A 24,066-nucleotide genomic window follows, 5' to 3' on the forward strand; every position below is an offset into this window, starting at 1 on the left:
TAAATAATTTATAATTCTAAGACCTATCAGTTTCCATCACGAATTGTTCCACAGTTTAGAAAGTGCCATTTAATCCTACGATCGCAATTGCAATCTGGAACATCTGCAAACTTGCTTTTTGAATGTTATAGTTAAATACAGCATCTTCTCCAGGATTTTTAGTGGTATTGACAGCACCTTTTGGAAGAAATCGGGTTGGGTTACTGTTATTGTAAATAGCTTTTAATTCCAAGTGGGTACCTTCGTTTTTGAAAGTGATAGGCAATTTATAACCTAAACCGAAACCAAATACCATGGTATAAGTTCCATGATCAAGTCCCTCTTCTATGGTTTCTGAGAACAGGTTCTCCCTGATCAAAAACCTGGTATACATATGACCTAAGCCTAACTGTGCATCAAAAAACAGTTTTTCATATTTCACCCATGGTAGGTAATGGCGATAATGCACTTTAATGTTTAGAATATTATTATTTCTGCGAATTCTATACACTTCAGTATCTCCATCGTATAAGTCGTTCCTTTTCTCAAGAACACTTCCATAGAGGCCGTACCCAACACTTAAGCCTGCAGCTATTGGCATGCCGGGGAATTCATAGTATCCAAATGCAGCTAATTCTGGAAAACTGTTGGCATGCAACTGTTGTTTAAAATCCTTAAGTGGGATGTTTGTTCTGGCTTCTAAGCCAAAAGACACATCCTGTCCCATGCTCATCAATGGGGCAAAAAACAATATCAATAAAAATGAACGAAGCAGAAAAGTGATCATATTGAATCTACGAAAATCCAAGATGAATGGTTTACTATGGGCTGAATAAAAGGATTTTTATATATCGGAAAGTAATTAGAGTCGAAAGCCTAATTCAAGCCCCGACCTTGAAGTTAGGTTTAGAATTGTGGAAATCTATTTCAGAAGGATTCCACCAAAATTCTAAAAAGGTAATGGTCAATTGTATGGATTTGGAAAAATGCTACAACTGATTGATCAGATAGTTATTTGTTCGTACCTGAATATGGAATGTAGGATTTTAACCTGGGGGTGACTTTTACCTATGGAGAAATAGTTGCCCAGGGCATTTATGGTAGATAGTGACCATGATAATGGTGTAGGAATTGACGCATGGTTGGCTTTTGAATATGCTAAGGTTAATCCGTTTGTACAACAAATTAGGGATTTTTGAAAATATGGCAATTGAATATTTTAATGATGTGCATGAAATCAATTCAAATGGCGTACTTTAATTCATTCAGCATCACTTTTATTTGGAAAACAACAGTTAATTTTTATACCTTGAACCATGAAAATATTAGTATTGATTTTGGAATACACAGAAGGGAAGCGACACATTTTTAGAAATTTATTTTTTTCATTCATATTTATATCGACAATTTGCTTACCTGTCATGGGTCAAATGAGAGCAGGAGTGGCCAAAATGGACATCACCGATCGGGAAGCAGGAGCCGTCAATGACCCTCTTTTTGCAAAAGCTATGGTTTTGGATGATGGAAACACCAAGCTTGTTATTATTACCCTGGATGTGGTAGCAGTAGAGGGAATTGGACCCATCCCTGAAGGGTTCATGCAGACCGTCCGCACTCAAATCCAAAAGAAACTAGGCATTCCTCCCTCTAATGTGTTAATTAATGCCAGCCATTGCCATGGGATCGTTCGGAAAGATGTGGATCAACTTACCCTTGAAGCCGTCTTTGCTGCAAATGGGAATATGGTAAAGGTGAAAGCAGGGACAGGGACTGGCTTTGAAAACAGGATCATGGAAAATAGGAGGGTGTATCTGAAAAATGGGAATCAGGCGGATATGCGAAGGGCTTATCCATTTCCTCCAGATGAGGAGATTGATAAAATCGGACCTATAGATCCGGAGATTGGAATTTTAAGGCTGGATAAACTAAATGGGGACAATTTGGCTGTGATCTATAACTTCGCTGTTCACCCCATTCAAGGCGTGCCTAACGGTGGTAATACAGCGGACATAATTGGTTTTGCTTCGAAGGTGATAGAGGATAACATGGAAGGAACGATGGCCTTTTTCTTACAAGGATGTGGTGGGGACATCAACCCAGTTTCCTATAAAGGGGTAGAAACACCCCCGGATGCAGAACCCTTGGGTAACCTGCTTGGTCTCAGCGTACTCAATGCCCTAAAAAATATTCCTAGTACAAAGGGTAATAAAATTCATCTCATCAATGAAAAAATGGAGCTTCCCATGGCTGATTTCCAAAGTCGTATAAAGGAATTGGAGGAAAGACAATCGAAATTGGTTAATGCCCTTCGAGGGACCAATGTTAACCTAAAAACGTATCTAGGCTTACTAAATGAACACAATTATTCTGTTGCTAATCCATCAGCTTATGCCTACAGGTACCTGCATGAAGAGAGGATTGGAGCAGATGGATTGCATACTTGGGATGAGGTCAATAAAAATGACATAGTAAACTATCAAAACAACATATATACCATGGAAGAACTCGTTCGGGTAAATACCAACTTGGCATTGGTGAAAATGCACAAGGAATTGGCTCAAGGCGAACTCATGCTTTCGGTTGAAATTTCAGCCTTAAATATTGGGGATTTTTACCTGGTAACTTTCCCTGGAGAATTGACCGTTGAGATAGGATTAAGCATTAAAGAAAGATCCAAATACGCTTCCACCTTTGTGGCTGGCTATACCAATGGGTACATTTATTATGCCCCCACAGCTGAACAATTAAAAAATAAGGGGGCTGCTCAGGAAGACAGCGATACGTTTTTAGCACCTGAGTGGCAAGCCATGTTCGAAAATAAAGTGATGGAAATGTTACAGCAGTTTAATTAGTAGGTGACCAAAAGAAAGTTCTTAGGCTATATAAAAGATTTCTTCCTTGTTCCGTTTACATACTCCACCATAAAAAAAGCCCGACCCAAGATAGGGGCAGGCTTTTCAATGTTTTGATTTCTGTTTGGCTTAGCCTATAGAAACTCTTTTGAAACTTGTTACGGTCAATCCTTTGCTTACGCTGTCAAGGTATTGAGCGATGGTTTTACTTGGATCTTTTACGAAAGCTTGGCTAAGCAAAGTGTTCTCTTTGTAGAACTTGTTTAGTTTACCCAATGCGATTTTTTCTAACATAGCTTCAGGCTTTCCATCTTGTCTTGCCTGATCTTTTCCAACTTCTATTTCTCTTTCTACTATAGATGAATCAACGCCATCTTTGTCCAGTGCTACAGGATTCATCGCAGCAATTTGCATGGCCACATCTTTCCCAGCTTCAGAAGCATCGGCACCAGCAGTGTTAAGTGCTACCAATACGCCTAATTTACCGTTAGAATGAATATAAGGCTCTACATTTTCGCCAGTTACTTTTTCGAAGTGAGACACCTCGATTTTTTCACCGATTTTACCTGTCATTTCAGTGATTTTTTCACCGATTGTGATGCCTTCAAATGGCAATGCCATAACAGCGTCGATGCTGTCAGCATTTGCTTTAACGGCTTCAGTAAGTATTGCATTTGCAAATGTGGAAAATTCCTCATTTTTAGCAACAAAGTCAGTTTCGCATGTAAGCGACATCAAGATACCCGTTTTTCCGTCTTCACTTAGGCTAGTAACAACTACTCCTTCTTTGGTTTCACGGTCGGCTCTTGAAGCGGAAACTTTTTGTCCTTTTTTCCTAAGGATATCAATAGCTTTTTCAAAATCTCCTTCAGCTTCGGTAAGGGCTTTTTTACAATCCATCATACCGGCCCCGGTTTTTTGTCTCAATTTGTTTACCTCTTGTGCAGTAATAGCCATTGGTTTATATTTTTTTGTTTAATTAAATATAGGTGATGACAATAAAACAAAAATTGAACAGCAGGCTAGTGCCAGTGTCCAATTTTTGTAAATAAAATGTCAAAGTGGATTATTCTTTAGTTTCAGCGTCTGCTGCTTTTTTTGCTTCTTCCTCTTCAGAAAGTTTAGCATCGTCCTTGTCTTTCTTTCGTTCAGACAAACCTTCTTCAATAGCAGCACCGAAAGCTTTTACTAATAGTGAAATGGATTTAAAAGCATCATCATTTGCAGGTATTGGGAAATCCACCAAATTAGGGTTGGAGTTCGTATCTACCAATGCAAAAACAGGAATACCAAGCTTTTTAGCTTCTGCAAGGGCAATGTGCTCCCGCTTAATATCTACAATAAAGAGTGCTGCAGGAAGTCGTGTAAGGTCAGAAATACCACCCAATACGTTTTCCAGTTTTTCTCTTTGACGGCTGATCATCAGCCTTTCTTTTTTCGCCAGGTTGGTATAAGCGTCATCTTTAGACATTTTGTCTATAGTGGACATCTTCTTCAAAGATTTACGTATGGTGGCAAAATTTGTCATCATACCACCAAGCCATCTTTCAGTGATGAATGGCATCTTAAGCCTTCTGGCTTCTTCTGCTACTAAATCTTTGGCTTGTTTCTTTGTCGCTACAAACATAATTTTTTTGCCTGAGCGTACGATCTGCTTGATTGCGTTGGATGCTTCTTCAAGGCAAACGAGCGTTTTGTTTAGATCTATAATATGGATCCCATTCTTCTCCATGAAGATATAGGGTGCCATTTTAGGATCCCACTTTCTTGTTAAGTGTCCGAAGTGAACACCAGCATCCAGTAAGTCTTTATATTCGATATTGGCCATTTATAAATATGTTGTTTTATAGTATTTAGGAAATAATATTCCCAATTATCTTTTAGAGAACTGGAATCTTCTCCTTGCTTTTCTACGTCCAGGTTTTTTACGTTCTACCATTCTAGAATCACGCGTCAAGAATCCTTCCTTCTTCAACGGACTTCTATGGTCTTCGTTGATTTCACAAAGTGCTCTTGATATCGCCATTCTAATGGCTTCAGCTTGACCACTTATTCCACCACCATCAACATTAATATTAATGTCAAAGGCACCGTCTTCGTTGACCAATACCAAAGGTTGCTTCACCACAATCTGGTGCAGCTCAAAAGGGAAATACTTATCAAGTGCCCTTTTGTTTACCACGATAGTCCCGTTTCCAGGTTTAACGTAAATCCTGGCTACGGATTCTTTTCTTCTTCCAATTTTGTTAATTACTTCCATTGACGGGTAGCATTAAAGTTTTACTTCTTTAGGTTTCTGTGCGCTGTGTGGATGCTCTGATCCAGCATATACGTACAGGTTTGTGTACATTTTTCTGCCAAGTCTGTTTTTTGGAAGCATACCTTTTACCGCTTTCTCTACCAGAGTTCGAGGAGATTTTTCCAAAAGGATCTTAGGAGTAGCTATACGTTGACCTCCGGGAAATCCCGTGTGACGAACATATACCTTCTCAGTCCACTTCCTTCCGGTAAGTCTAACTTTCTCGGCATTGATAACAATAACATTGTCTCCGCAATCTACGTGAGGGGTAAAGTTTGGCTTGTGCTTCCCTCTCAACATTTTTGCCACTTCACTTGAAAATCTACCAAGTATCTGGGATTGGGCATCCACTACTACCCACTCCTTGTCCACCGTGGCGTCATTCGCTGATATGGTCTTATAGCTTAAAGTATTCACTGTGTAAATGTTTAATAATTAGCTTGTTAAATACATTTCACCCTCAAAAAGGGACACAAAGATAGAAGTTAATTCCTTCAATTCCAATAGAAACCAAAGTTTACTGCCTTATTTTCACAAGAATAGCTTCTGCCTAATGACAATTGCTGCCTATAATTCCCTCTTCAGAGATTATAACCATCAAAAGCCCTTCTGAAAAATTTAGAATAACTAAACGAATGTAGTCAATCCTATGGTTTTTAATAGCTTTCAAGAATTAAATAACAGAAGGTGTATAAGATTCAAGGATCTTCTCTTTGTGATTTATTGAATAGTCATTGAGGAATTATTTGACTGCAACTTCCTTTTTGACTTGATTTTCTACTTTCAAAATCTTTAATTTTCTTAAGCCTCCGGGTAAAACCCAATCTACCGAAGCACCTTCTTTGAAGCCAATCAAGGCAACAGATAGCGGAGAGAAAAGAGACATCTTATTTTGGGCCAGGTCTGCATTTTTAGGAATGACCATGGTCATTTTAATGATTTGGGCAGGTTGCCCCACTTCTACTTCAAAATAGGAGTTTAATTGAATGATACCTTTTGGCATTTTATTGTCAGGTACTTTTTTTGCCAACTCGAGTTCATTCATCAATTGCCCCACTTCTTTCGTTTTTTGAGCAGGAGTAAGGTTATTGATAATATTCTTTATAGTACTATAATCGGATTCTTTAACTATAGGTTTCATAGTTTTTTATATTTTAAAATAGCTAGAGCCCCATATAGGAATTACCCATAGCGGACTCTTGGTGTTCATAATAAATAGAAATAATAAGTGCCTAAACGAATAAGGTAAGTCCCCCTACCTTAAAAATCTATAGGGTAGAGGGTGATTTGATAAAGGCTTTATTGTGAGTGAGTACAATCAAAATCACCTTCAATTTCACTTGAAGTGTATTGCTTAAAAAGGCGATATGGTTGTAAGGTTGAATCATGAGATTATTCTTAATCAAGATATAAAAAAATATTCGAATTGTATAATTATAAGCTTTTAGTAAATAAAATGAAATTTTCTCTGACGATTACACTCAATTGCTAATACGGATGTGAATGAAATAAGGTTATTCATTATTGAATATTAGGCTAAATATTAGCTATTTAAAATTTCACGCTCTTGATATGGCCATTTTCTTCTGGCGTTTGCCCTTCCATTAAAGGTTTCCCAAGTAATGAATTTATACTGTATTGCTACCCCTCACTTTTCTTAAGTGGTGGTTAGCTGCTTGAAATGCCATTTATAATTTGCAAATTCGAGAACGTTTCCGTAATTATTTTCTCAGAGTTGCTTTTATTTAAAATTTAGATTGGATAAATAGTCTTTAGATTGATTTTAAGACATCGCCTTCTTGCAGTTTAACTTGATTAATTAACCCAGTTAATGACATTCATCAGGTAAAGGTAACATGCAAGGAGTTTGCCTTATAGTCATCTTGGTGTTCTGAAAAGTTCTCTATAGCCAATCCCATTTTTTTATGGATACATGGTGCAATTGGAGCAGAAACATAATTGGAATATTAAAACCTATTCTCTTAATAACTAGGCAAAAAATGAAAAATACCAGAAGGTTATTTTTAAAATTAACAGGGATACTCAGTTTGGGATGGGTGAATCGATTCCAGGCAATTGGACATACGAGGAGTAGTAATGGTCTGGAAGCATTGGGTGCCAAGTGCGCTGCGCAGGCTACGGGCTCTGAGGAAAATGGAAAGAGCATTATTGGTATATATGGGAAATGGGCCCAAGGTTTATTGGAAGGTAAATTACCAAGTCATTCCTACAGAAGAGACCATTGGAAAGGCATTGAAGATTGGAAGAATAAAGCATTAAAGCTCACTAATGAGAAGTTAGCTGCGCCTGATCTAGGGGGCCCTCCAAAGGTTACAATAAACAAGCAATATGTTTATGACGGGTTATTAATTGAGGAAATAAGCTGGAAGCTTCCAACAGGAGGTAGTTCCGAAGGAATTGTATTAAAGCCTGCCGATGCTAAGGGTAAGTTGCCTGGTATCATTGCTTTTCATGACCATGGAGGATGGAAGTATTTTGGGAAGAGAAAAATTACCAGAACAAGTGATGAGAGACATCCTATGATGGTAGATCACCAAAAGATGTACTATGAAGGCTTGGCTTGGGCCAATGAGGTTGCTAAAAGAGGTTATGTAGTACTTGTTCCCGACGCATTTTCTTTTGCCAGTAGGAGGGTGTTGCTCAAAGACGTTCCTGAAAACCTAAGGCAGGGACTGAACGATGAAAATCCCGAATTACCAGAAAATGCTAAAGCATATAACAAATGGGCGGCCTATAATGAGGACACAATGGCCAAGTCCCTTTTTAGTGCCGGCACAAGTTGGCCGGGGGTTTTTCTTGCTGAGGACCAAAAGGCATTGGATATTTTATGTGACAGGGATGACGTACAGGCTGATAAAATTGGCTGCGGAGGGCTTTCAGGTGGAGGGATGCGAACGGTATTTGCAGGAGGTCTTGACCCCCGGATAAAATGTGCCGTATGTGTTGGCTTTATGACCACATGGAAAGATTTAGTCCTGCATAAATCTTATACCCATACCTGGATGACTTTTGCCCCAGGCTTGCCTGCAGCGCTTGATTTCCCTGAAATTCTGGGCCTGAGGGTTCCTCTACCTACCATGGTCCTCAACGCTATTGAAGATGGATTGTACTCTCTGGATGAGATGCATGAAGCAGATAAAATACTTTCGGCCGTTTTCGACAAAGCTGGAGCTAGTGACAAATACAGCTGTAGCTTCTACCCTGGAGGGCATCAATTCAATAATAAAATGCAAGGAGATGCTTTCGATTGGTTTGATAAGTGGCTAAAGTAGCAATGCTTTTTTTATTATCTTAAGGTTTTTAAAATATAATTAACAATACACCCTACTATTAATTCATTTATGAAAGACAACATTTTCTATAAGAAGATTATTTTTGCCATCAGCCTGATAGGTCCTGGGTTGTTCCTGATTGGATATAATATTGGAACAGGTAGTATTACAACGATGGCTAAAGTAGGTGCCGAATACGGTATGATGCTCACTTGGGCATTGGTGCTGTCATGCGTATTTACCTACGTATTGATGGTGGCTTATGGTAAGACTACCCTTGTTACCGGCAACACCGCATTGTTTAATATTAAAAACAAGTTGAAATACGGTAGCGCGTTGGCCATCTATATTATTATTGCCCTTGTAATTGGGGAGATCATGGCTTTGATGGGGATTTTTGGAATCATCGCTGACCTTATCCAAGAAGGATCCAGATTACTATTTGGAGGGGAAGGCTTTAGTACTTTATGGATCACTTCAGTGTTGGTTGTCGCTTTGTATTTGCTTTTTTGGTTTGGTAATTACTTGATATTTGAGAAAGTTTTAGTCTTTTTTGTGGCCTTAATGGTGATCTCATTTGTGGTGGTCTTTATCATGTTAAAACCTGATTTTTCGACTATTGTTTCCGGGATGGCTCCTTCCATTCCAAATGAACCTGGCGTATTGCGATTGATTGCTGCCATAGCGGGTACTACTTGTTCGGCAGCAGTGTTTATTATTAGGAGTACGGTAGTAGCCGAAAAGGGATGGGGGATAAATGACCTTAAACATGAAAAAAAGGATTCCATGGTGTCCGCTACAATGATGTTTGTGCTAAGCGTTATCATTATGGCTGTGGCTGCTGGAACTTTGCATGTGATGGGGTTAAAGCTAGAAAACACTGTTGAAATGATAAAATTATTTGAGCCAATTGGTGGTGAGTTAGCGGCCTTTATTCTAATTCTGGGAATTGTTGGTGCAGGTATATCTACTGTTTTTCCTATTATATTGATTGCGCCATGGTTAATAAGTGATTTTACAGGGAAGCCTAGAAACATCAAGTCTCCTATGTACAGGTGGTTGGCATTTGTTGGTATTTTGTTTGGGTTTGGGATGCAGTTTCTGGACGCCAGACCGCCCATGATCATGGTTTTTTCCCAGGCATTTCAGGCCTTCATTCTCCCAGCAGTAGCTATCCCTGTTTTTCTATTAATCAATAATAAAACAGTAATGAAAACGCATGTAGCTGGTTTGAAAGAAAATATTGGATTAATCGCAGTTATTCTATTTAGTTTGCTGACCGCCTATTTTGCAGTTGCCGAATTCCTTTAAATTGAACATTGTCAAGTCCCTTGAAAGACTTGTCACAGATAAAGTTTTTAATTGGATTTAAAGTTTATAGTTTCCTTTTTACCCGTATTTTAATTAAAATAAAAGGGTAAGTCGCAGGTATTAAAGATGTATTCTAAAAGATTAATGAAATGAAAAATAACAGAAGAGGGTTTTTAAAAAAGGCAAGTTTATTAGGTCTTGGCGCATCTGGGATGACTTATGTTCAAGGTTGTGGGCCAAAGAAACAAGAAATTATAGAAACACCTCTGTCTAAAGAATGGACCTCTGATCCTGAATGGCTAAAAGTGAAATATGGCGCTTGGAGTGGGCCAGGAGTACCCGTAGGTCCAGGTCCTATGGATGGGGTTTTGGTAAAGGATTATGCGCCTAAATCAACAATAATCGCAGAAGAAACCTTTATACCTAAAGCTAAATTTTTGGCGATTGACGCACATGTTCACCATTATACGGAGATCGAAGCAGGAGGAAACCCTAAGCAGGTAATAAAGGATTGGGTGAAGACAATGGATGAAGTAGGAATAGAAAAGTCAGTTGTACTTACTGTGGCTACCGGAAAAGAATTTGACAAGATGGTTGAATACTATTTGACTGATTATTCTGATCGGTTTCAGCTTTTTTGTGGCATAGAGATGGAAGACATAGACAAGCCAGACTACCCTGAAAGGGCCGTAAAAGAGTTGGAACGTTGCTATAAATTAGGCGCTAGAGGTGTTGGGGAAGTGACAGACAAAGGTTTTGGCGTTTCTCGTGACCAAACCTTGGCACCCAGCGAAAGAATGCACATCGATGATGATAGATTGGATCCTTTCTGGGCGAAATGTGGAGAGTTGAATATACCTGTAAACGTACACCAGTCAGATCATCCTTCCGCCTGGACGCCACCTGATGTCTACCAGGAAAGGACACCGATATTTCAACAGTTCAATAAATTTGATACGGATGGCCTGACTTATGACGAATTGGTGACTTATTTGCCAAAGTTATTGGTGAAGCATCCGGAAACTACTTTTATCGCTTGTCACCTGGCCAATTTGGGCAATGACTTGAAGCGCTTAGGAGCCATGTTAGATGATTTTGACAATTTTTACCTGGATATTTCGGCTAGAGATTATGAAGTAGGCAGACAACCAAGAGCATCCGCTAAGTTTTTAACCAAATACAGCGACAGGGTATTGTTCGGAACGGACATGGGCTTAGACAAGGAGATGTACCAGGCTTGGTGGCGCTTGTTGGAAAGTGGAGACGAACACATGCCAGGCAGGGTTTGGTGGAGATACTATGGTCTAGAGCTTCCAGACGATGTTTTGGAAAAACTGTACCGCACCAATGCCGAGAAGGTCCTTAACTGGGATTGAAAACGATAATGGTTGGCTTGTAGTAAATGAGACTTACCTGAAATAGCCAGTAGATAAGACCAAAAAGGAGCGACAACCAGGTTATTTATAATCTGGTTATCGCTCCTTTTTTTATGAATGGGTTGGTGTTGTTTAATCGAGATTCAATGTGATTTGATCCGTTGTTTGAAAGTCTATTTGAAACTTAAAAGAAAATTCATTAAACCGAATCAAAAGGAGCTGAAATGATAGCTGGTCTGACCGTCTTTTAATCATGTGTTCTCTACTTAAAAATCAACTTTTTCAGACATTCCCATTTCAAGTATTGGCCTATTTTAATTTACACATTAGTGGTATTTATTTTTTGATAAGAGGAGGATTTGGTTTTTCGATAACGTTATCGCTATTAAATTTCACTATTTCAATTTGAGTAGTTTGTTTATTGGTTAAATTGATCTTAAAGTTTATGTAAAATAAGGTTTAACTCAATGCTACCGCTCTATGAAAAAATCTACTCGTTATTTAATTCTCCTCCTTGTTCTAATTGGAGGGATGAATTTTGGAAATACTTTTGCCCAAGGGGCAAAGGTCTTAAACGGCACAGTTTCCGGTCAGAACGGCCAGTCTATCCCAGGAGCTACCATTTTGGTGAAGGGGACTACAAATGGTACTGTCACGGATATGGATGGGAAATATAGCCTCAGTGTAGGTACAGATGCACAGGTGTTAATTGTTTCCTTCGTAGGAATGCTAACTAGCGAAGTAACCATTGGAAACAGAAGCCAGATAAATATCACTTTGGAAGAAGAAACGGCAGACCTAGATGAATTTGTTGTCATTGGATATGGAACTCAAAAGAAAGCCACACTCACAGGCTCTGTAACTAGTGTAGAAAGTGAACAAGTAATCAGTAACCCTTCGGTAAATTTAACCAATTCCTTGTCAGGACTTTTGCCTGGACTGGTTGCTTTAAACCGTTCTGGTGAACCTGGTGCTGATAACTCGACCATATTGATTCGGGGCAGCAATACCACGGGAGACAACAGTCCCTTTGTAGTGGTTGATGGGGTTCAAAATCCTCCAGGTTGGCAAAGAATCAATCCCAATGACATAGCGTCTATTTCTGTTTTAAAGGATGCTTCGGCAGCCATATATGGTGCCAGAGCAGCCAACGGTGTCATCCTTATTACCACCAAAAGAGGCCAAGCGGGTAAACCAACTTTGAGCTATACCTTTAATCAGGGCATTAGCCAACCCACCCGACTTCCTGAATTGGCAGGTTCACCATTATTTGCAGGATATGTCAATGAGATGATGGTCAAAGACGGTCAGGATCCACGGTACTCAGATGCTGAGATTGAATTGTTCCGAAATGGTACCGATCCCAATTATCCGAATACCAATTGGTATGATGAAGTTTTAAAGGATTACTCACTTCAGAGCATGCACAATTTAAGTTTAAGAGGGGGTTCAGAATCGGTGCGTTATTCAATGTCAGGGTCTTATTCTCACCAAAACAGTATATTTAAAAAAGGCATACATGATTTTAAAGGCTATACGATCAGGTCAAACATTGATGCCGACGTAAATGAGTACATCACTGTAAACCTTGATTTAAACCTAGGATTAGATGACCGCTCCCAGCCAGGGACAGAAAATCCTTGGGGTTGGCTAAATGCCATTCCTGTCATGCCCGTTTACTATGAAAACGGATACCCGTCGGCAGGTATAGAGCAAGGCCTAAACCCTGCTGTAATGACAACATCAGCATCTGGAGACCATAATACAAAAACCAAAAGAGCCATTTCTAAAGTTGGTTTTAATATCAAGGCTCCTTGGGTAGAAGGCTTGGGTATGGATGGTTTTTTCGTCTATAGCAATGAAGACATATTGGACAAAAATTGGAGAACACCATGGACCGTTTATAACTATGATAAGGTCAATGATACTTACATACCTCTTCGAGGTGGAAGAATCACTGCGCCAGAATTAACGCAATCCACGAATAGTGCTAGTAGTACTTTTATAAATTTAAGAATAAAATACGAAAGGCAATTTGGAGATCATTATATCAATTCATTTGTCGGTGCCGAGCAAACAAAAGGTGGCAATGGTTATTATGAAGCCTTTAGGAGAAATTACCTTTCTCCAACCTTATCAGAGCTATTTGCAGGTGACCCTGCTACCCAACAAAACGATGGTGTTTCTTCAGAATCCTCCCGTCAAAGTATTTTAGGTAGAGTAAGTTATAACTACCAGGAAAAATACATCATTGATTTTAATGCCAGGTACGATGGCTCTTATGTCTTCCCTGAAGGAAAGCGATTTGGTTTTTTTCCAGGTGTATCCGCAGCTTGGGTATTGTCTGAAGAATTCTTGAAAGATGTGTCTGGCATCAATGATTTGAAATTACGTACCTCAGTAGGTAAAATGGGGAATGACAGAATTAGCCCTTTTCAATTTATGCCCGCTTATAGTCTAGGATTGAATGGGTACCACTTTGGATTGCCAACCAACTCTCAACTCGGAGTGGTTCCAGGTGTCACACCAAATCCAAATGTAACCTGGGAAGTAGCGACTACTTATAATATTGGATTGGATGGTATGTTTTGGAATGGTGGACTTAGCTTTACTTTGGAGGCATTTAAACAAAGGCGTACCAATATTTTGACTAAAAGAGACCTGGAGGTACCTTTTTACACAGGTTTACAATTGCCTGATGAGAACATAGGAATCGTAGAAAACAAAGGTCTTGAGTTGGCTTTGAGTCATCGTGGCAAGGCTACTTCTCCTGCAGGATTTTCTTATACTGTGGGTGGAAACATCGCTTTTAACAAAAACAAAATAATTGACATCTCGGAAGCGCAGGATGTACCTGACTACCAAAAGGCGGAAGGTAGTATTTTAGGAGCAGGGCTTTATTACGAAGCATTAGGTATTTTTAGAACGCAGGAAGCCGTAGATTCTAATCCCGTTTACCCAGGTACCCTGGTAGGACATCTTCAGTACAGAGATGTTAATGAAGATGGGATTATCAGTTCTCAGGACATGGTAAGAATGGGTAAATCCAACATTCCACAAATCACTTTCGGTATTAACGGAACTTTAAATTATGGCAGGTTTTCTTTGTTTGCCAATTTTGCTGGTCAAGGAGGGGCGTGGCAATACTATCATCAAAATGCGAGAATAGCGGTAAACGGTTTGGCTGAGCTAATTGAAAACAGGTATACTGCTGGAAGCATGGACTCCAAATACCCTATTTTACCAGATTTGGGAACAAGAACACAGCCAAGTGGCCTACAGAGTACATTCTGGTTGCAAAATGCAAGTTTCCTGAGGTTCAAAACACTTCAGGTAGGCTATAATCTTCCGGAGGCAATCCTTAAGAAGCTTGGGGTGTCCACAGCAAGGGTATACCTCAATGGCAATAACCTTTTGACCATTTCTGAAATCAAGTGGTTTGACCCTGAAGGCGATAATGAAAGGGGTTCATTCTATCCTCAAAGTAGAATCTTTAATTTGGGCGTTGACTTGTCCTTTTAATTAATTGGTGAAAATTTAATATTCCATGTTATGAAAACGATCTATAAATACTTGTACATAAATAAAATAGTTGGCATTTTTTCCCTGCTATTGGTTGTGGTTTCACTGAATACAGGATGTGATGATGAGGTTTTGAATGTGACGCCAGCAGATAGATTTACTGATGAAGCAGTGTGGGCAGATCAATCCCTTATTGAGGCTTTTATAGGAAATGCCTACCGTACCATTCCAAGTGGTTTGCGCTATAGTTTATATGGACTCTCTGTAGTGACGGATGAAATCAACGCAAGAAGTAATTCCTGGGCCTGGAGTGTATGGGAAGGGAACCTTAATCCCGATGACCTGCGAGAAGTGGATTATTGGACTGGGGCAAATGACAGAAATGTGAATTATTGGCAGCCCATCAATCGTACCAATATATTCTTTGAGAACATTGATAGGGAGCGAGCAGTGCCGATAGATGAGGCAACCAAAAATAGGATGATAGGTGAAATGAAAGCCATCAGGGCCTACAGTTATTTTAAATTGGCCAGTTTATTTGGTGGGGTTCCTTTGTTTACCAAAACCTTTACTTTAGATGATGATTTTAAAGTAACTCGAAATACGTATGAAGAAGTAATGGAGTTTGTTTTTGCAGAATTAGACGAAGCCATTGCTCTACTTCCTGAAACATACAACAATGCCAATCAGGGAAGAGTTACCAAGGGAGCGGCCATGGCCATCAAATCACGTGCAGCATTGTACTATGCCAGCGAGTTGAATAATCCATCAATGGATCCTACCAAATGGCAAGAAGCTTCCGATGCAGCCAAAGCCATCATTGACATGGGACAATATTCCCTGTTTGATGATTACAGAACCATGTTTTTGGAAGAAAATATTTATAATCCTGAAATGATCTGGCAACGTCCTTACAACCAGTTTGTCAGTAGCGAAAGGGTGTTTGTTGAGCTAAGTCTTTACCCAAATGGTTACAATGGTTTTGGACAAGTGCACCCACTTCATAATCTGGTAGATGATTTCGAAACCGTTAATGGACTTCAGCCAGAAGATGATCCTGATTACAATCCCGCTGACCCATATGCCAACAGGGATCCAAGATTTTATGCTACTATTTTACATGATGGAGCGCCTTTTCAAGGCAGAGAAGTTGAAACCTTTTTTCCAGGTGGATTGGATTCAAATGAAGGTCCCGTATCGGCATGGAATGCCACACAAACAGGCTATTATCAATTGAAATTCGCCAATGAAAGGATTGTTAACCCAAGTGGTAACAATATGTCTCAAACACCATGGGCATTTGCCAGGTATGGAGAAATCTTGCTGAATTATGCGGAGGCCAATTATTTTCTTGGCAATGAAGACATCGCTAGAGAGTACCTGAATAGGGTTAGGAAAAGGCCTAGTGTAGACATGCCAGATGTAACGGATAGCGGTGAAGCGCTTTTTGAAAGAATTGTAAATGAAAGGCGCATTGAGTTGGTATTTGAAGAACATCGCTGGTTTGATATTCGTCGTTGGAAAATACTTCCAGAGGTGGCCGACAAAGACCGCACAAGAATGATCATTAGAAAGCAAGCCGATGGGACAAAAGAATATGAAGTCGCATTTTGGAAAACAGGTAATTTCAACCCTGCGAATTATTTGCTTCCTATTCCACAGTCAGAAATCAATAAGAACAGCCTGCTTGAACAAAACCCTGGCTACAATGTAGCCCCATAATCATGTTAATTAGAAAAATAAATGATGTACGTGTTTATTTCTAGGGTACGTACATCATTTTTTTATATATTGAGTGCTAAATATTTCGTCGTATGAAAAATAATCGTAGAGATTTTCTAAAATTATCCGGGATTTCAGGTTTAGGAATGGCTGGCTCAGCCTTATTTCCAGGGGCATCTTACGGTGCTGAGGAGACATTGGGCTACGAAAAAATAAAATTGCTGGCGGATAAAAAGCACAAGCAGGTCTTTAATATGTCTGGATATGCTGCGCCTAAAATCGATACGGTTAGAATAGGTGTTGTAGGATTAGGAAGCAGAGGATCGGCTGCAGTCCGCAGGTTAAGCAAAATTGAGGGGGTAGACATAAAGGCCCTTTGTGATTTAAGGCCAGAGAAAGCTGTGCAAGCCAGGGAAAAACTTGCCAAAACCTCCCACACTCCAGAATTGTATTCTGGAGATGCCCAAATATGGAAAAAATTGGTAGAGCGTAAGGATCTTGATTTAATTTATGTCACCACCCCTTGGGAGCTTCATACGCCTATAGCACTTCATGCGATGGAAAGTGATAAACATGCAGCAGTAGAAGTTCCAGCAGCCATTTCTATGGAAGAATGTTGGGCGCTGGTAGAGACGTCAGAGAGAACAAAGAAGCATTGTATGATGCTTGAAAATACCTGTTATGATTTCTTTGAATTGATGACTTTAAACATGGTCCGCCAAGGATTTTTTGGGGACATTATTCATTGTGAAGGGGCTTATATTCATGATTTTATCCCCAGTATATTTAGCAAAGAAAAATGGAACATGTGGCGTTTCCGTCACAATGCCAGCAGAAATGGAAACCTGTACCCCACACATGGATTGGGACCTATTTGCCAAGCCATGAATGTCAATAGGGGAGATCAAATTGATTTTCTCGTTTCAGTTTCTAGTAAGGACTTTGTGCTAGGGGACATGACGGAGAAACTGGCCAAAGAGGATGATGTATACAAAGAATTTGTGGGAAAGCCATTCAGAGGTAACATGAATGTGACCACCATGAAAACTAAGAATGGAAGTACCATTATGCTTCAGCATGATGTCTCTTCTCCCAGGGTTTATTCAAGGATACACCTTGTAAGTGGCACTAAAGGGGTGGCAATGAAATACCCATTGCCGGGTCGAATAGCCACAAGTCATGAGGGTTGGCTTCCTGAAGAGGAGATGCAAGCCTTGGAGCAAAAATACCAACCAGAAATTGTAAAGAGAATTGGCGAATTGGCCAAGCAGGTAGGAGGACATGGAGGGATGGATTTCTTGATGGATTGGCGATTAATCGATTGCTTAAGAAATGGCTTGCCACTGGAGCAGGACGTGTATGATGCCGCCCTTTGGAGTTCGGTATTCCCACTAAGTGAATGGTCAGTTGCAAATAGATCTAGTGCCATTGATGTACCTGATTTTACAGGAGGTTCATGGAAAAACAATGCCCCAGTCGATATTAACTTGACACACGGTGGAAACACAGGGATTAATTTATAATTCGTAAACACAGCAGATGACATGTAATTTAACCCGTCTATGAAAAATTTTCTATTACTAAGTCTTTTTATTGTAGTTCAGTTTTTAAGCCCTCATTCTGCCGTGGCTAATGAAGGAAGGTTTTTAAATTCCAGCCTTCAGGATAGTTTACCTTCTGTTTTATCTGATCAGGGAGCTGATATTTTAGGGGTAAGCATGAAGCAACGAGCCCAAATTAAATATTCAACACACCTCTTGCCCGAAAATTTGAAGGATTGGGAAAAGAGAAAAACTGAAATAACACGAGAAGTAATTCTCAATAGCGGCATCAAAGTGGATCATGAACTGGCCTTGGACATGAAAGTAACGGGCACTGTCCAAATGGATGGTTATTCAATAAAAAATATCTACTTCCAAACACAACCGGGTGTTTATGCAACTGCCAACCTATTTGTCCCTGAGGGCAAAGGCCCGTTCCCAGCAGTGATTAACATGCATGGGCATTGGAGTGAAGGCAAAGCAGCGGAAAACATACAATCAGTAGGGCATAGCTTGGCAAAAAGTGGGTATGTATGCCTGAGTATGGATGCTTTTGGTGCTGGTGAAAGAGCGACTGAACACATGGATTTTGAATACCATGGGTCCAATTTAGGCGCTTCCTTGATGAACATAGGTGAAACGCTTTTGGGAGTTCAGGTAATTGATAATATGCGGGCAGTGGACCTTTTATTAACATTACCTTATGTGGATGGAGAGAATATTGGCGCTACAGGAGCAAGTGGAGGAGGAAATCAGACCATGTGGTTTGCGGCCATAGATGAAAGGGTAAAAGCAGCGATGCCAGTAGTGAGTGTAGGTACTTTTGAATCAGCAGTAATGGGATCCAATTGCGTTTGTGAATTGATGCCAAATGGTCTTTCTTTTACTGAGTCTTCAGGTATTCTGGCACTGTATGCTCCTAGGGCCTTGAAAATGTGTAACCACAACAAGGACAGCAACGCTACTTTTTTTCCAGCAGAAATGTTGAGAAGCTTTCACAATGCGAAACCCATTTTTGAGCAATATGGAGCAGAAGAAAACATAGATTATGAATTGTTTGACCTAGTTCATGGCTATTGGCCAGAAGATAGGGAGGCGATGTTGGGATGGTTTGACCTGCACTTGAGAGGGATAGGAGATGGCAGTTCTCGAAAGGAAATTCCTTTTGAAGTGCTTCCTGTCGAAAAGCTGATGGTCTTCCCTAAAGGCCAACGGGACACGAAAGTAATTGGCGTAGCAGAATATTGCCGGAGGAAAGGGCAGGAGTTGAGAAAAGACTATTTGAGCCAAACTTCTTTTAGCAAACAACAAGCGACTGAGGACCTACAGGAGCTGCTGAAAATCAAAAGTTTTCCGGAAATTAATCAGGTGAATAACTTTTCTCCAGTTGGCGGTTGGGAAAGGTTGGCCTTAGAAACATCAGATAATTTGCTGACTCCATTGCTAATTAGAAAACCTTCTAATGAAGCTTTAGGGTATGTTATTCTGGCCACCGCAAATGGGAAAAAGGAGATTCCTCTAGCAAGAATAGCTGAATTAATTAAGAAGGGGCATGGTGTAGTAATTGTAGAACTGAGTGGTACAGGCGAAGCTGCCTCTAAGGAGGATCAATTGGTAGCCTACCTGACGCCATTTCATACTTTGGCAAGAGCAAGGATATGGCTGGGTGAAACCATGCTTGGTCAGTGGGTAGGGGAATTAAACATGGTTTCTGATTTCATTAAAGAAAATTATGCTCCGAAAATGCTGGCTTTTGATGGGGACAAAGAAGCTGGTTTGGCAGGATTGTATTTAGCAGCTCTCGAGGAGGACACATTTAGCTCGCTTACCCTAAGGAATGCCCCTGTAAGTTATCTTTTCGATAACCGAGAAGGGGTGGATTATTTTAGTCTGGCCATTCACCTCCCGAAATTTCTACAGTGGGGAGATGTTTCATTGGCAGCGGGATTGTCAGGCGGGCAAATCACATTTGATCATCCGGTAACCATGTCTGGAGAATCAATTTTGCCTGGACAGGCAAAAGAATTGCAAAGAGAATTTGCTGCCATTAGCACCTCAGTCAAAGGGAAAGGAAGCGTAAAATTTCAATTTTAATACCCACTAAAAAATATAGAAGCTTAATACAATGTAATTATGGGAACGATAAACAGAAGAAAATTTATCCAAAATACAGGTTTGCTTGCTGCAACTGGCCTTTTGGCACCTTCAATTGGTTATGGCTTTAAGCGGCAAAAAAGCCGTGTGGTGTTAGTAGGAACCGGAGGAAGAGGTATAGGAATGTGGGGAGCCCCAGTACAGGAAGAATACAATGATATTTTAGAATTTGTAGGACTTTGTGATATCAATCCTGGGAGGGTGGCTTATGCCAAAGAAAAAATGAAAGTAAACTGTCCAGTTTACACGGATTTTGACAAGATGATGAAAGAAACCAAACCTGATACGTTGATTGTGACTACCACTGATGCAACCCATCATGAGTACATCATCAAAGGCTTGGAAGCTGGTTTGAGAGTGATATCAGAAAAACCAATGACTACTGATGAGTTTAAATGTCAGGAAATCTTTGATGCTGAAAAAAGAACAGGAAATAAGGTCATTGTTACCTTTAACATGCGCTACTCGGCTTATGTACAACAAATTTGGGAATTGCTAAGGAACAATGAAATAGGCGATATTAAATCAGTAGACCTGAACTGGTACCTGGATACCAGTCATGGAGCAAGTTATTTCAGACGTTGGCATGGTGAGAAAGAACATGGAGGAACCTTGCTTGTTCATAAAGCTACCCATCATTTTGATGCCTTGAATTATTGGATGGATTCTGAACCTGAGGAAGTATTTGCATATGGTTCATTGGATTATTACGGACAGAAAAACAGTAAAATCCATAGCACTAATTGCAGGCCCTGTCCGCACAAGTCCAATTGTAATTTCTATTGGGACATTACTGAAAGTCAAAGTGCAATGGACCTTTACGTTGCCAATGAAAAGCATGATGGCTACCTACGGGATGGGTGTATCTACCGGAAGGAAGTGGATATATATGATACCATGGCAGTGCAGTATAAATATGCAAACGGCGTGAAAGTTAGTTATTCTTTGACTGCTAGTTCTCCTTACGAGGGTTATAGATTGGCAATTAATGGTTCTAAAGGTAGATTGGATGCATGGATAAAATCTTCTATGCCTACAGGTGTGCCTCCCTATCAGGAAATCACCATTAGGAACCTATTCGGTAATGTGAAGAACATTAAGGTGATGCCAGAGTCTGGTGGCCACGGAGGATCAGATCCTAGGTTAAAAGACAAGATATTTAGGTATCCTGATACGCCGGATTTATACAAACAATCAGCAGGCTCAAGAGATGGAGCCATGTCAGCCTTGATTGGGATAGCTGCGCGTAACAGTATTGAAACCGGTAAAATAGTAAAGATTTCAGACCTTACTTCTCTTGTTCCTGTAGCAAAAAAGGCTTGATCTAAAACAATAAATTTTCGGTGAACTAAGCCTTCACCTTTTAATTATCGATTTAAGCCTAACTGTAATCAAATGAATCATCAAAGAAGGAAATTCCTGAAGGTTTCCGGAATGGCAGCAACCAGTTTAGGGATTTTAGAAGGGTTTGCTGTTGGACAAGCGGGAAACTTTCCTAATAGCGCCAAGCAAGATCCTACCCATTTTCAAATTACTCCGGCAATGAAAGAGGCCTATCAGGTAGCTCTGAAGGTTTTAAATCCCACCAAAAGTCAATTGGAACGTGGACTTGAACTGCATCGCAACGCTGTAGTTATAGACTGTTATGGTTTCATGCCAAGGGCAGCTGTAGATGGGGAAAGAATGAAAGCAGCTGTGGAGGACAGTGCTTCTCCTCTGGAACTTCAGGACATGCAGGAAGACATGACCATGACTGGATTTGTAGAAGTTCAACGCGAAACGGAAGAATTTATCAATGCTTGGAAGGCTTCAGGAGTTACTTGTGTCATACAGAATTCAGGAGAAGAAGGGAGTGCTATAGAGAGATTACTCAAACGATTGTCTAGGTTTACCTATGCTACCGACTGGATGAAGGATACTTTGATAAAAGCCGTGACTCCTGAGGATATTTTGCTTGCCAAGAAGCAAAATAAACATTCCCTTTATTTTACAGGAAATGGAGTTCCCCTTCCTCAGGATTGGATTTCGACTGCAGATGAGCTTCGTTATATCAGGGTGTTTTACCAACTAGGGATTCGCATGATGCACCTCACTTATAATCGACGAAATATGATTGGTGATGGCTGTGGAGAGCCAATAGATGCAGGTTTGAGTGATTTTGGAAGGTCAGTAGTAGAGGAGATGAATCGAGTAGGGGTGATCGTAGACATTTCCCATTCTGGATGGCAAACAAGTCTGGACGCTGCCAAGCATTCAGCAAAACCAATGGTGGCAAGTCACAGTACCGTGAATTCACTTTATGAACATTTTCGGGCGAAGCCAGACAATGTGATTAAAGCGATAGCCGATACAGATGGATATATGGGTATTTGCTGTATACCCTGGTACTTAGGTGGTTCAGGCGATATAAGTTCCATGATGAAGCATATAGATTATATGGTCAAAAAATTTGGCAGTGATCGGGTGGCTATTGGCACAGATGTGGCACATAATTCGCAGTATGCTTCCGAAGAAAATAAAAAGGTGCCTTCCTATAGAAAACGAAGGAACAGATGGGAAGCATTGTGGCCAGAGCCTAAAGAGGTTTTTACCACTACCAAGGAGATGACCCAGAGCATGGCCTGGACCAATTGGCCTTTATTTACTGTGGGCATGGTTCAAATGGGCTACAGCGATGAAGATATCCAGAAAATATTGAGTGGAAATGTACTGCGCGTAGCAAGAGCCGCTTTTTAGCTATGAATGGGTCTTTTGCCATTGAGATTGTGTGGTTCTCTTAGCGTTTTATTGAATATTTTAACGAAAACATTATAGGTCTATTTGCGAGAAAGGTTCAAAAGTTTTTCATTATTAACAGGCGTTTAGTGTAGACCACACCTAAAGCGTTTAGGTCCAAGTGAATATTTAGATGTGGTAATAATCTCTTTAACAATTGCCAATTTGATTTCGAGAAACTTATAGGAGTGGCGAAAAGTGAAAGCATAAATCAGCTCTTGTGAATAGGCTACTAATTATAAACCTAACTTAATGATTGGTAGGATCCCAGGTTATCAGGGTACGATACCGTATTGACACACACTTTATAAACCATTGCTAAGGCAGTAATTTTTTAGCAATTATTTAGATGTCTTTTATTTAACCTTAATATAATTATTATGAAAATATTTCAATCAGCCACTCCAAAGGGGCTTGGTAAATTAGCAGGAGAGGCCGCAGCACCACTTATTCGTGAGGCAATTAAGAGCAAAGGGAAAGCCAATTTAATTTTAGCAACTGGCACCAGTCAATTTGAAACTATTTCCCAGCTTTTAAACGAAGCAATCGATTGGAGTAAAGTGACTGTTTTTCATTTGGATGAATACATTGGAATTCCAATAACGCATCCTGCCAGCTTTCGAAAATACCTTAAAGAAAGGTTTGTAGATAAAGTAGAAAAATTGGGAGCAATACATTACATCAACGGAGAAAATGATCCGGAAAAAGAATGCGAGAGGCTAAAGACTTTGATTTCTGATCAGGACATTGATGTGGCCTTCGTAGGGATTGGAGAAAATGGTCACCTTGCCTTCAATGACCCTCCTGCTGATTTTGATACCAAAGAACCCTATTTGGTGGTGGATTTGGATGTGCCATGTAGAGAACAGCAAATGAACGAAGGTTGGTTTGCTAGCCTTGAAGATGTTCCCCGTCAGGCCATCAGCATGTCAATTCAACAAATCATGAAGTCTGAACATATCATATGTTCTGTTCCGGATGATCGAAAAGCCCATGCGGTAAAAAATTGCTTAGAAGGGGAAGTAAGTAATAGAAATCCTTCAAGCATATTGCAAGAACATGCTTCATGTAGTATTTACTTGGATGATGCATCTGCTTCTTTGCTAACCAAGGCATTAGAGAAATAAACCACTAAGCCCAAAGCCTGTGTCCCAAGATGGTATAGCTGTTCTGGGATACGGCTTTATTTATTTCCTTGCCCCTTTCCAAGTTGTTTCTCTAGAAACCCTTACACTTTGCTTA

At 40.0% G+C, this 24,066-nt stretch carries 17 protein-coding genes; 11 read left to right on the forward strand and 6 right to left on the reverse strand.

All coding sequences use genetic code 11. From position 1 onward, the window contains the following. Positions 1-55: 55 nt before the first annotated feature. Positions 56-787 (reverse strand): hypothetical protein, encoded by a 732-nt coding sequence (locus tag AAC073_RS02705; protein WP_339922297.1) that lies wholly within the window; start codon positions 785-787, stop codon positions 56-58. A 508-nt stretch (positions 788-1,295) separates the two neighbouring features. On the opposite strand from AAC073_RS02705, the gene AAC073_RS02710 reads away from it, so the two are divergent. Then, positions 1,296-2,831, forward strand: coding sequence for a hypothetical protein (locus AAC073_RS02710; protein ID WP_339922298.1), 1,536 nt, complete (start codon positions 1,296-1,298; stop codon positions 2,829-2,831). A 129-nt stretch (positions 2,832-2,960) separates the two neighbouring features. Here the strand turns inward: AAC073_RS02710 and tsf are convergent, their stop codons facing one another. The 5 genes from tsf to AAC073_RS02735 all read right to left on the reverse strand — a co-directional run bounded on the left by tsf (position 2,961) and on the right by AAC073_RS02735 (position 6,271). Next, positions 2,961-3,788, reverse strand: a complete 828-nt coding sequence (gene tsf, locus AAC073_RS02715; RefSeq protein WP_339922299.1) for a translation elongation factor Ts — start codon at positions 3,786-3,788, stop codon at positions 2,961-2,963. Between the two features lie 109 nt (positions 3,789-3,897). Further along, positions 3,898-4,659, reverse strand: coding sequence for a 30S ribosomal protein S2 (rpsB, locus tag AAC073_RS02720; protein ID WP_339922300.1), 762 nt, complete (start codon positions 4,657-4,659; stop codon positions 3,898-3,900). A gap of 45 nt (positions 4,660-4,704) precedes the next feature. Further along, on the reverse strand, positions 4,705-5,091 hold the full coding sequence (rpsI, locus tag AAC073_RS02725; protein ID WP_020892973.1) for a 30S ribosomal protein S9: 387 nt from the start codon (positions 5,089-5,091) through the stop codon (positions 4,705-4,707). Between the two features lie 12 nt (positions 5,092-5,103). Then, positions 5,104-5,547, reverse strand: a complete 444-nt coding sequence (rplM, locus tag AAC073_RS02730) for a 50S ribosomal protein L13 (protein WP_339922301.1) — start codon at positions 5,545-5,547, stop codon at positions 5,104-5,106. Between the two features lie 325 nt (positions 5,548-5,872). Continuing rightward, positions 5,873-6,271 (reverse strand): GreA/GreB family elongation factor, encoded by a 399-nt coding sequence (locus tag AAC073_RS02735; protein WP_339922302.1) that lies wholly within the window; start codon positions 6,269-6,271, stop codon positions 5,873-5,875. Between the two features lie 859 nt (positions 6,272-7,130). Between AAC073_RS02735 and AAC073_RS02740 the strand changes: the two genes are divergently transcribed. The 10 genes from AAC073_RS02740 (at position 7,131) to AAC073_RS02785 (ending at position 23,951) form a co-directional block, all read left to right on the forward strand. Further along, on the forward strand, positions 7,131-8,423 hold the full coding sequence (locus tag AAC073_RS02740) for a hypothetical protein (protein ID WP_339922303.1): 1,293 nt from the start codon (positions 7,131-7,133) through the stop codon (positions 8,421-8,423). Between the two features lie 69 nt (positions 8,424-8,492). Continuing rightward, complete coding sequence (locus AAC073_RS02745) at positions 8,493-9,734, forward strand: Nramp family divalent metal transporter (protein ID WP_339922304.1); 1,242 nt, start codon at positions 8,493-8,495, stop codon at positions 9,732-9,734. Positions 9,735-9,883: 149 nt separating this feature from the next. After that, the gene (locus tag AAC073_RS02750) at positions 9,884-11,110 is read left to right on the forward strand and encodes an amidohydrolase family protein (RefSeq protein ID WP_339922305.1); all 1,227 of its coding nucleotides are present in this window, start codon (positions 9,884-9,886) and stop codon (positions 11,108-11,110) included. A gap of 480 nt (positions 11,111-11,590) precedes the next feature. Further along, positions 11,591-14,632 (forward strand): TonB-dependent receptor, encoded by a 3,042-nt coding sequence (locus AAC073_RS02755; RefSeq protein ID WP_339922306.1) that lies wholly within the window; start codon positions 11,591-11,593, stop codon positions 14,630-14,632. Positions 14,633-14,662: 30 nt separating this feature from the next. Continuing rightward, positions 14,663-16,354 carry a RagB/SusD family nutrient uptake outer membrane protein gene (locus AAC073_RS02760; RefSeq protein WP_339922307.1) on the forward strand — a complete coding sequence of 564 codons (1,692 nt, stop codon included), beginning with the start codon at positions 14,663-14,665 and terminating at the stop codon, positions 16,352-16,354. 92 nt (positions 16,355-16,446) lie between these two features. Next, positions 16,447-17,877 carry a Gfo/Idh/MocA family oxidoreductase gene (locus AAC073_RS02765; RefSeq protein WP_339922308.1) on the forward strand — a complete coding sequence of 477 codons (1,431 nt, stop codon included), beginning with the start codon at positions 16,447-16,449 and terminating at the stop codon, positions 17,875-17,877. 39 nt (positions 17,878-17,916) lie between these two features. After that, the gene (locus AAC073_RS02770) at positions 17,917-19,989 is read left to right on the forward strand and encodes an acetylxylan esterase (protein WP_339922309.1); all 2,073 of its coding nucleotides are present in this window, start codon (positions 17,917-17,919) and stop codon (positions 19,987-19,989) included. Positions 19,990-20,028: 39 nt separating this feature from the next. Continuing rightward, entirely contained in the window at positions 20,029-21,372 is a 1,344-nt protein-coding gene (locus tag AAC073_RS02775) for a Gfo/Idh/MocA family oxidoreductase (RefSeq protein ID WP_339922310.1), read from the forward strand. A gap of 72 nt (positions 21,373-21,444) precedes the next feature. After that, the gene (locus AAC073_RS02780; RefSeq protein ID WP_339922311.1) at positions 21,445-22,785 is read left to right on the forward strand and encodes a membrane dipeptidase; all 1,341 of its coding nucleotides are present in this window, start codon (positions 21,445-21,447) and stop codon (positions 22,783-22,785) included. Between the two features lie 419 nt (positions 22,786-23,204). Continuing rightward, on the forward strand, positions 23,205-23,951 hold the full coding sequence (locus AAC073_RS02785; RefSeq protein WP_339922312.1) for a glucosamine-6-phosphate deaminase: 747 nt from the start codon (positions 23,205-23,207) through the stop codon (positions 23,949-23,951). Positions 23,952-24,066: the final 115 nt, after the last annotated feature.

It is taken from the genome of uncultured Cyclobacterium sp. (assembly GCF_963977555.1).
GTDB lineage: Bacteria > Bacteroidota > Bacteroidia > Cytophagales > Cyclobacteriaceae > Cyclobacterium.

What these genes read in the sequence shown, in the direction of transcription:
- AAC073_RS02780 (WP_339922311.1), top strand. Translation starts at nt 21,445, where the DNA reads ATGAATCATCAAAGAAGGAAATTCCTGAAGGTTTCCGGAATGGCAGCA.
- AAC073_RS02745 (WP_339922304.1), top strand. Translation starts at nt 8,493, where the DNA reads ATGAAAGACAACATTTTCTATAAGAAGATTATTTTTGCCATCAGCCTG.
- AAC073_RS02765 (WP_339922308.1), top strand. Translation starts at nt 16,447, where the DNA reads ATGAAAAATAATCGTAGAGATTTTCTAAAATTATCCGGGATTTCAGGT.
- rpsB (WP_339922300.1), bottom strand. Translation starts at nt 4,659, where the DNA reads ATGGCCAATATCGAATATAAAGACTTACTGGATGCTGGTGTTCACTTC.
- AAC073_RS02755 (WP_339922306.1), top strand. Translation starts at nt 11,591, where the DNA reads ATGAAAAAATCTACTCGTTATTTAATTCTCCTCCTTGTTCTAATTGGA.
- rpsI (WP_020892973.1), bottom strand. Translation starts at nt 5,091, where the DNA reads ATGGAAGTAATTAACAAAATTGGAAGAAGAAAAGAATCCGTAGCCAGG.
- AAC073_RS02710 (WP_339922298.1), top strand. Translation starts at nt 1,296, where the DNA reads ATGAAAATATTAGTATTGATTTTGGAATACACAGAAGGGAAGCGACAC.
- AAC073_RS02760 (WP_339922307.1), top strand. Translation starts at nt 14,663, where the DNA reads ATGAAAACGATCTATAAATACTTGTACATAAATAAAATAGTTGGCATT.
- tsf (WP_339922299.1), bottom strand. Translation starts at nt 3,788, where the DNA reads ATGGCTATTACTGCACAAGAGGTAAACAAATTGAGACAAAAAACCGGG.
- AAC073_RS02750 (WP_339922305.1), top strand. Translation starts at nt 9,884, where the DNA reads ATGAAAAATAACAGAAGAGGGTTTTTAAAAAAGGCAAGTTTATTAGGT.
- AAC073_RS02770 (WP_339922309.1), top strand. Translation starts at nt 17,917, where the DNA reads ATGAAAAATTTTCTATTACTAAGTCTTTTTATTGTAGTTCAGTTTTTA.
- AAC073_RS02735 (WP_339922302.1), bottom strand. Translation starts at nt 6,271, where the DNA reads ATGAAACCTATAGTTAAAGAATCCGATTATAGTACTATAAAGAATATT.
- AAC073_RS02775 (WP_339922310.1), top strand. Translation starts at nt 20,029, where the DNA reads ATGGGAACGATAAACAGAAGAAAATTTATCCAAAATACAGGTTTGCTT.
- AAC073_RS02740 (WP_339922303.1), top strand. Translation starts at nt 7,131, where the DNA reads ATGAAAAATACCAGAAGGTTATTTTTAAAATTAACAGGGATACTCAGT.
- AAC073_RS02785 (WP_339922312.1), top strand. Translation starts at nt 23,205, where the DNA reads ATGAAAATATTTCAATCAGCCACTCCAAAGGGGCTTGGTAAATTAGCA.